The 8,657-nt window shown below is 64.9% G+C and carries 7 protein-coding genes; all 7 read left to right on the top strand.

The window, feature by feature from the left end:
* Positions 1–154 (top strand): Asp-tRNA(Asn)/Glu-tRNA(Gln) amidotransferase subunit GatC (locus tag V7D81_RS23365; protein WP_349257724.1); only part of this gene is annotated, 154 nt, incomplete at its 5' end.
* 115 nt (positions 155–269) lie between these two features.
* Positions 270–1,733 carry an Asp-tRNA(Asn)/Glu-tRNA(Gln) amidotransferase subunit GatA gene (gene gatA, locus V7D81_RS22410; protein ID WP_324320509.1) on the top strand — a complete coding sequence of 488 codons (1,464 nt, stop codon included), beginning with the start codon at positions 270–272 and terminating at the stop codon, positions 1,731–1,733.
* Between the two features lie 142 nt (positions 1,734–1,875).
* Positions 1,876–3,318 carry an Asp-tRNA(Asn)/Glu-tRNA(Gln) amidotransferase subunit GatB gene (gene gatB / locus V7D81_RS22405; protein ID WP_324320507.1) on the top strand — a complete coding sequence of 481 codons (1,443 nt, stop codon included), beginning with the start codon at positions 1,876–1,878 and terminating at the stop codon, positions 3,316–3,318.
* A gap of 112 nt (positions 3,319–3,430) precedes the next feature.
* Positions 3,431–4,360, top strand: coding sequence for an Hsp33 family molecular chaperone HslO (gene hslO / locus V7D81_RS22400; RefSeq protein ID WP_324320505.1), 930 nt, complete (start codon positions 3,431–3,433; stop codon positions 4,358–4,360).
* A 234-nt stretch (positions 4,361–4,594) separates the two neighbouring features.
* Positions 4,595–5,497 (top strand): ArsR/SmtB family transcription factor, encoded by a 903-nt coding sequence (locus V7D81_RS22395; protein WP_324320504.1) that lies wholly within the window; start codon positions 4,595–4,597, stop codon positions 5,495–5,497.
* 39 nt (positions 5,498–5,536) lie between these two features.
* The gene (gene metF / locus V7D81_RS22390; protein WP_324320502.1) at positions 5,537–6,457 is read left to right on the top strand and encodes a methylenetetrahydrofolate reductase; all 921 of its coding nucleotides are present in this window, start codon (positions 5,537–5,539) and stop codon (positions 6,455–6,457) included.
* Between the two features lie 38 nt (positions 6,458–6,495).
* The coding region (gene metH / locus V7D81_RS22385) for a methionine synthase (protein ID WP_324320500.1) at positions 6,496–8,657 on the top strand (2,162 nt) is incomplete at its 3' end.

The following is an 8,657-nucleotide window of genomic DNA, read 5'->3' as shown; positions in this document are numbered from 1 at the left end:
GGCGAGCGTCGAACCGATGGCGCATCCGCTCAAGGACCAGGTGCAACGCATGCGCGTCGACGAAGTCGTCGACAGCGACCGGCACGAGAAGTACCAGCGCAACGCCGCGAAGGTGGAGGCCGGGCTCTACCTCGTGCCCAAGGTCATCGAGTAGTCCTCCTCGTACTGTGGGGCCGGCTTCAGCCGGCCTTCTGAAGAAGTCAGGCTGAAGCCTGACCCACAGAAGAATGAGCAGAAATCGCCCGCCAACCGAACCGCTTCCTTAGACAATGACTGAACTACACCATCAGACGCTTGCTGAACTCGCCGCCGGCCTCAAGGCGCGCCGGTTTTCGAGCGTGGAGCTGACGCGGCACTTCCTGTCGCGCATCGAGCGCTTCAATCCCGAATTGAATGCCCTGGTCACGATCACGGGCGAGCAGGCCCTTGCGGCCGCGGCGAAAGCCGATCAGCAACTGGCCGCGGGCGCAGGCGGTCCGCTCACCGGACTGCCCATCGCCCACAAAGACATCTTCTGCACCGACGGCGTGCTCACGACCTGCGGCTCGAAGATGCTCTCGAACTTCGTCGCGCCCTACGACGCGACCATCGTCGAGAAACTGTCGCAGGCCGGCGTCATCTCGCTCGGCAAGGCGAACATGGACGAATTCGCCATGGGCTCCTCGAACGAGACGAGCTTCTTCGGACCGGTGAAGAATCCCTGGGATCTGAAGAAAGTCCCCGGCGGTTCGTCGGGCGGTTCGGCCGCCGTGGTCGCTGCGCGCATGGCGCCGGCCTCGACCGGCACCGACACCGGCGGCTCGATCCGCCAGCCCGCGGCGCTGACCTCGCTCACCGGCATCAAGCCGACCTACGGCCGGGTCTCGCGATACGGAATGATCGCGTTCGCATCGAGCCTCGATCAGGCCGGCACGCTGACGCAGTCGGCCGAAGACGCGGCGCTGCTGCTCGGCGCCATGGCGGGATTCGATCCGCGCGATTCCACCAGCGTCGATACGCCCGTGCCGGACTACACCGCGACGCTCGACCAGCCGCTGGCGGGTCTGAAGATCGGCCTGCTCAAGGAGTTCTTCGAGAAAGGACTCGATGAAGCCAACGGCAAGCTGGTGCGCGATGCGCTCAAGGTCTACGAGGCGATGGGCGCGAAGCTGGTGGAAGTCAGCCTGCCGAACCTGCCGCTGTCGGTGCCCACTTACTATGTGGTCGCGCCGGCGGAGTGTTCGTCGAACCTGTCGCGCTTCGACGGCGTGCGCTTCGGCTATCGCTGCGAGAAGCCGGTCGACCTGCTCGATCTCTACAAGCGCTCGCGCGGCGAAGGCTTCGGCGCCGAGGTCAAGCGCCGCATCATGACCGGCACCTACGTGCTGTCGGCCGGTTACTACGATGCGTACTACCTCAAGGCCCAGAAAATCCGCCGCCTGATCGCCAATGACTTCGAACGTGCCTTCGGCGAAGTCGACGTGCTGATCGGCCCGACCTCGCCGACGCCGGCCTTCGATATCGGCGCCAAGGTCGACGATCCGATCACGATGTATCTGAATGACATCTACACGATCGGCGCGAACCTCGCCGGCCTGCCGGCCATGTCGATTCCCTGCGGTTTCCTCGGCGGCCTGCCGGTCGGTCTGCAGATCATCGGCCCGCACTTCGGCGAGGCGAAGCTGCTGAACGTGGCGCATCGCTACCAGCGGGAGACGCAGTGGCATAGGGAGATTCCTCAAGCCTACAGGTAGGTTTGAGGAGGGTTGCTGGCTGCTGGCGACTGGCAACTGGCCAGAACCGGCAAACAGCGGCCTTGGTCATCAAGAGTGATTTTTTCCGGTGCTGGCCAGGAGCCAGTCGCCAGCAGCCAGCAGCCAGCAGCCAGGTCCAGACATGTCTTCTTTCGAAACCGTCATCGGCCTTGAAATCCACGCCCAGCTCGCGACGAAGACCAAGATCTTCTCGAGCGCTTCGACTGCCTTCGGCGCGGCGCCGAATTCGCAGGCGAACCTCGTCGACCTGGGCTATCCCGGCGTGCTGCCGGTGCTGAATCTCGAAGCAGTACGGATGGCGACGAAATTCGGTCTCGCCATCGGCGCGACTGTGTCGCAGCGTTCGGTGTTCGCGCGCAAGAACTACTTCTATCCCGACCTGCCGAAGGGCTACCAGATCAGCCAGTACGAGAAGCCCATCGTCGAGAAGGGGCGCATGGACATCCTGCTGGAAGACGGCAGCGTGAAGACGGTCGGCATCACGCGCGCGCATCTGGAAGAAGACGCGGGCAAGTCCTTGCACGAGGATTTCCAGGGTTTCAGCGGCATCGATCTGAACCGCGCCGGCACGCCGCTGCTGGAAATCGTCTCCGAGCCCGACATGCGGTCGGCGAAGGAGGCCATCGCCTATCTCAAGAAGATCCACACGCTGGTGCGGTATCTCGAAATCTGCGACGGCAACATGCAGGAAGGCTCGTTCCGTTGCGATGCCAACGTGTCGGTGCGGCCGGTCGGCCAGGAGAAGTTCGGCACGCGCTGCGAGATCAAGAACCTGAACTCCTTCCGGTTCATCGAAAAGGCGATCAACTACGAAGTCGCGCGCCAGATCGACATCATCGAAGGCGGCGGCACCATCCGCCAGGAAACGCGCCTGTACGATCCCGACAGGGGCGAGACGCGCGCGCTGCGTTCGAAGGAAGAGGCGAACGACTACCGCTACTTCCCCGATCCGGATCTGTTGCCCGTGGCGATCGACACGGCGTTCATCGATGCGGTGCGCCGCACGCTGCCCGAACTGCCGGATGAGAAAGCAGCTCGCTACATCGAGAAATTCAGTCTCTCCGCCTATGACGCCGGCGTGCTGACGGCGAGCCGCGAAATGGCCGACTACTACGAAGCGGTGCTGGCGGCGCTGGGCGCCGGACAGGAAAAACTCGCAGCCAACTGGGTGATGGGCGAACTGTCGGGCGCGCTCAACAAGGACGGCATCGAAGTCACCGCATCGCGCGTCGATGCCGGCCGCCTCGCCGGACTGTTGAAGCGCATCGTCGACGAAACCATCTCCGGCAAGATCGCGAAGGAAGTGTTCGAGTCGATGTGGGCCGAGGACAAGGACGCCGACGCCATCATCGAGTCGAAGGGCCTCAAGCAGATCACCGACACCGGCGCCATCGAGAAGGTGATCGACGAGATCATGGCTGCGAATCCGAAGCAGCTCGCCGACTATCGTTCGGGCAAGGACAAGCTGTTCGGCTTCTTCGTCGGCCAGGTGATGAAGGTGACCGGCGGCAAGGCGAACCCGGCGCAGGTCAACGACCTGCTGAAGCGCAAGCTGGCGGGCTGATCTCTTTAAAATCTGCCTGTGGGGCCGGCTGCAGCCGGCCTCCGACTGTAGGTCAGGCTTTAGCCTGACTCTGAAAAGGCCGGCTGAAGCCGGCCCCACAGAAGAATCCCCCATGCACGACTACGATTCCCTCCATCGCTTCCTGTTCGAACACTTCCCCGTCCGCGGCCACCTCGTGCATCTCGACGCGGCCTGGCGTGCGCTGCTCGAGCATCGCGACTATCCGCCTGCCATTCGCCAGGCCCTCGGCGAAGCAGTGGCCGCCTCCGTGCTGCTGTCCGCCACGCTCAAGTTCGAAGGCACGCTCAGCCTGCAGCTGCAAGGCGAAGGGCCGATGCATCTGCTGCTCGCGCAATGCTCCAACGATCTGGGTGTGCGCGCCGTCGCGCGCTACAGGGAAAGCCCCGACATCCTGCGGCCGGATGCGAGTCTGCAGATGCTCTCGGGTGCCGGCCGCCTGATGGTCACGCTCGAAAACGAGGATCTGTCGCAGCGTTATCAGGGCATCGTGCCGCTGGAGAGCGGCGGTCTCGCGCAGAGCCTGCAGGGCTACTTCGAGAACTCCGAGCAGCTGCCGACACGGCTCTGGCTGCATGCCGACGAACGCGGCGTGTCGGGGATGCTGTTGCAACGCCTGTCCGATGACAGCGTGGCGTCACGGTCCGACGTCCGGACGGCAGGCGAGACGCGTCCGGACTTCGACGACGCCTGGCGTCGTGTGCAACTGCTGGCGGACACGCTCAGGCCCGAGGAACTGCACCGGCTGAGCGACCGTGAAATCCTGCGGCGCCTGTTCGTCGAGGACGACGTGCGGATCTTCGAGTCCTCGCCCGTCTTCTTTCGCTGCCGCTGCTCCCGCGATCGGGTGATCGGCATGCTGCGCGGAGTCGGTGCGGAGGAGATCCGCTCGGTGCTGGCGGAGCGGGGCAGCGTCGAAGTCCGCTGCGATTTCTGCAATCGGGCCTATCAGTTCGATTCGGTGGACGTGGAGCAGATCTTCGCGGCGAGTCCGTCGGCGGAGTCGGGTGGCACGATCCACTGAAGTTTCCCGGTGCCTTCAGTTCTTCCTGTGGGGCCGGCTTCAGCCGGCCTCTGGCTGTACTGACTTGAGAATGGCCGGCTGAAGCCGGCCCCACAGGGGGGAAGAGAGCCACCCCTTCCGGACATCCGTCTTTCCTCTCAGTAAACGCCCCGTCAACCGGCGTTCACTTGTTCGGTCTCGCCCGTCGGGGTTATCTTGCCGGCCGCATAAAGATTTCCTTATGTCCTTAACTGCATGGCCGTCTTCCAGTCCGCCGTCGCGATTCTCAAGGCCGCTGCCGAGCCCACCCGGCTGCGGCTGCTGGCGTTGCTGGCGCATGGGGAGCTGACGGTCGGCGAGATCTGCACGATCGTCGACCAGAGCCAGCCGCGCATTTCGCGGCACCTCAAGCTCCTGAGCGATGCCGGTCTGCTGGACCGCTTCCGCGAACAGAGCTGGGTGTACTACCGCACGCCGCCGACGGGCGCGGGCCGCGACACGGTCGGGCAGCTGCTGGCGCTGGTCGATGCCTCCGACGCCGTGCTGCAGCGGGATCGGCAGCGCCTGCAGGCCGTGGTTGCCGAGCGCGGCCGGCGGGCGGCCGAAGCGGCGCCCCCGGCCGTGTTGCCGGCGGAAGTCGACCGGATCCTGGTGGAAGAACTGGCGGATCAGCCGATCGGCGCGCTGCTCGACGTCGGCACGGGTTCGGGACACTTACTGAGCCTGCTGGGCGCGAAGGCGAGCCGGGCGGTCGGCATCGACATCTCCAGCGAGGCGCTGCGACTGGCGCGCACCCGCGTCCATGGCGCCGGCCTGAGTCATTGCGAACTGCAGCGCGGCGACATGTACAACCTGCCGTTCGCCGCCGGCTTCTTCGATACCGCCGTCGCCGACCGCGTGCTCGCCGCCGCAGACCGGCCCGTGGCGGCACTGACGGAAGTCGCCCGCACGCTGCATCCCGGCGCGCGCCTGATCGTGGTCGAGGACTTCGAGCGTCTCGCCAGTCCCGGCCTCAGATCCAACCCGATCGCGACGCTGCGTGCCTGGTTCATGCAGGCCGGCTTCGCCTGCGACCGCATTCATCCGGTGGACACCGACAGCGGCCTGTTGATCGTCGCCGCGGCCCGCCGTCTCTCATCCATCAACGTGGCGGCCTGATCGCCACGGCTCCGAGCAAGAACGAGAAGGAATCCGACCATGTCAGTCGAACAACTCAAGGATCGCATCGGCAACGGCCTGTCCGCGCTGCGCAGCCGGCCGACGGTGTCGTTCGAGTTCTTTCCTCCCAAGGACGAGCAGATGGAAAAGACGCTGTGGGAGTCCATCCAGCGCCTGACGCCGCTGCAGCCGCGCTTCGTGTCCGTGACCTACGGCGCCGACGGCTCGACCCGCTCACGCACCCACAACATCGTCACCAAGATCCAGAGCACGACGGCATTGACCGCCGCGCCGCACCTGACCTGCGTCGGCGCGCCGCAGGAGGAAATCCTCGACATCGCGCGCAACTACTGGGCCCACGGCGTCCGCCACATCGTGGCACTGCGCGGCGATCCGCCGCAGGGCACGACGAAGTACGTGCCACATCCCGGCGGCTATGCCTACGCGGTCGATCTGGTGCGCGGACTGAAGTCGGTCGCGCCGTTCGAGATTTCGGTCGCCGCTTATCCGGAAGTGCATCCCGAAGCGCCCAACGGCCCGTTCGATCTCGACAATCTCAAGGCCAAGATCGACGCCGGTGCCGATCGCGCGATCACGCAGTTCTTTTTCGATACCGGCAGCTTCCTGCGCTTCCGCGATCAGTGCGCCGCCGCCGGCATCAACGCCTCGATCGTGCCGGGCATCCTGCCGATCACGCGCTTCCCGCAACTGCAGCGCATGGCCAAGACCTGCGGCGCCAGCGTGCCCGACTGGCTTGCCGACCGCTTCGACGGCCTCGATGAAGATCCCGACACGCGCCGCCTGATCGCCGCGGCCGTCGCCATCGAACAGGTGCAGCAGCTCGAACGCGAAGGCGTCAGCGAATTCCATTTCTACACGCTCAACCGCTCCGAGCTGACCTTCGCCATCTGCCACGCCCTCGGCGTCCGACCGGTAGCGTCTCTCGCGACGGCGGTCTGATTTTCTAGCCAGTAGCCAGTAGCCAGTAGCCTCCCATCATGAACCTCACCTCCCGCATCGCCGCCTTCCGTCGCCAGCTCACCGAGCGCATCCTCGTCATCGACGGTGCGATGGGCACGATGATCCAGGCCCGCAAGCTCACCGAGGCCGACTATCGCGGCGAGCGTTTCAAGGACTGGAAATGCGATCTCAAGGGCAACAGCGACGTGCTGGTGCTGACCCAGCCGACAATCATCGGCGAGATCCACACGGCGTATCTGGAAGCGGGCGCCGACATCATCGAGACCAACACCTTCACGGCGAATTATTCCTCGCAGGCCGACTACGGCATGGAGGATCTGGTGCGCGAGATCAATCTCGAAGGCGCGCGCGTCGCACGCAAGGCGGCCGATGAGTTCTACGCGAAGACGGGGCAGCTGCGGTTCGTCGCCGGCGCGCTCGGCCCGACCAACCGCACGGCATCGCTGTCGCCCAGCGTCACCGACCCCGGCTTCCGCAACATCGATTTCGATCAGCTCGCGGCCACGTACCTGATCGGCGCGCGTGCGCTGATCGAAGGCGGCGCCGACCTGTTCCTAATCGAAACCATTTTCGACACGCTGAACGCCAAGGCCGCGATCTTCGCCATCCGCCAGGCCATGGACGAGGCGGGCGTCGACATCCCCGTCATCATCTCCGGCACCATCACCGACGCGTCGGGCCGCACGCTGTCGGGCCAGACGACGGAAGCGTTCTGGAATTCCGTGCGCCACGCCAACCCGATCGCCATCGGCCTCAACTGCGCGCTGGGTGCCAAGCAACTGCGCCCGTACATCGAAGAACTCTCGCGCATCGCCGATACATATGTGTCTGCCTATCCGAACGCCGGCTTGCCGAATGCCTTCGGCGAATACGACGAGGCGGCCTGCGAAACCGCGGAGCTGATCCGCGAATTCGCCACCAGCGGACTCGTCAACATCGTCGGCGGCTGCTGCGGCACGACGCCCGAGCACATCCGGCACATCCGCGAACACGTTGCCGACGTGGCGCCGCGCAAGCCGCCGGTGCTGGAACCGCGCTGCCGGCTGTCCGGCCTCGAACCGTTCAGCATCGGCGCCGACAGCCTGTTCGTGAACGTGGGCGAGCGCACCAACGTCACGGGCTCGGCGAAATTCCGCAAGCTGATCGAAGCCAACGACTACAACGCCGCGCTCGACGTCGCGCGCCAGCAGGTCGTGAGCGGCGCGCAGATCATCGACATCAACATGGACGAGGGCATGCTGGATTCGGAGGCGGCGATGGTCCGCTTCCTCAACCTGATTGCTTCCGAGCCCGACATTTCGCGCGTGCCGATCATGATCGACTCGTCGAAGTGGACGGTGATCGAGGAGGGTCTCAAACGCATTCAGGGCAAGGGCGTGGTCAATTCGATCAGCCTCAAGGAAGGTGAGGAGATCTTCCTGGAACACGCGCGCAAGGTGCGTGCTTACGGCGCGGCTGTGGTCGTGATGGCCTTCGATGAGACGGGCCAGGCCGACACGGTCGAGCGCAAGGTCGAGATCTGCAAACGTTCGTACCAGGTGCTCACGCAAAAGGCCGGTTTCCCGCCGGAAGACATCATCTTCGATCCGAACATCTTCGCCGTCGCGACCGGCATCGAAGAGCACAACAACTACTCCGTCGATTTCATCCAGGCGACCGCGCAGATCCGCGCCGCCTGTCCGTACGCCCACATCAGCGGCGGCGTCAGCAACGTGTCGTTCTCGTTCCGCGGCAACGATCCGGTGCGCGAGGCGATGCACTCCGTGTTCCTGTATCACGCCATCAAGGCCGGCATGACCATGGGCATCGTCAACGCCGGCCAGCTCGCGATCTATGAAGACATCGATCCGGAACTGCGCGAGCGGGTCGAGGACGTGATCCTGAATCGCCGCGCGGACGCGACCGAGCGGCTGCTGGAGATCGCGGGCCGTTTCAAGGGCGAGTCGGGGCAGAAGAAAGCCGAGGACCAGGCGTGGCGCAGCCTGCCGGTGGTGAAGCGCCTCGAACACGCGCTGGTGAAGGGCATCGATGAATTCGTCATCCAGGATACCGAGGAGGCGCGACTGGAGTTCGATCGCCCCCTGCAGGTGATCGAAGGTCCGCTGATGGACGGCATGAATGTGGTCGGCGACCTGTTCGGCGCCGGCAAGATGTTCCTGCCGCAGGTCGTGAAGTCGGC

This window comes from Povalibacter sp., assembly GCF_036735925.1.
Lineage (GTDB): Bacteria > Pseudomonadota > Gammaproteobacteria > Steroidobacterales > Steroidobacteraceae > Steroidobacter.
The sequence above is the reverse complement of the archived record's forward strand: the minus strand, read 5'-3'. Positions and strand labels throughout refer to the sequence as shown.

Bases quoted from the DNA above. Each gene is read 5' to 3' on its own strand.
- gatA (WP_324320509.1), top strand. From the start codon at position 270: ATGACTGAACTACACCATCAGACGCTTGCTGAACTCGCCGCCGGCCTC.
- gatB (WP_324320507.1), top strand. From the start codon at position 1,876: ATGTCTTCTTTCGAAACCGTCATCGGCCTTGAAATCCACGCCCAGCTC.
- hslO (WP_324320505.1), top strand. From the start codon at position 3,431: ATGCACGACTACGATTCCCTCCATCGCTTCCTGTTCGAACACTTCCCC.
- V7D81_RS22395 (WP_324320504.1), top strand. From the start codon at position 4,595: ATGGCCGTCTTCCAGTCCGCCGTCGCGATTCTCAAGGCCGCTGCCGAG.
- metF (WP_324320502.1), top strand. From the start codon at position 5,537: ATGTCAGTCGAACAACTCAAGGATCGCATCGGCAACGGCCTGTCCGCG.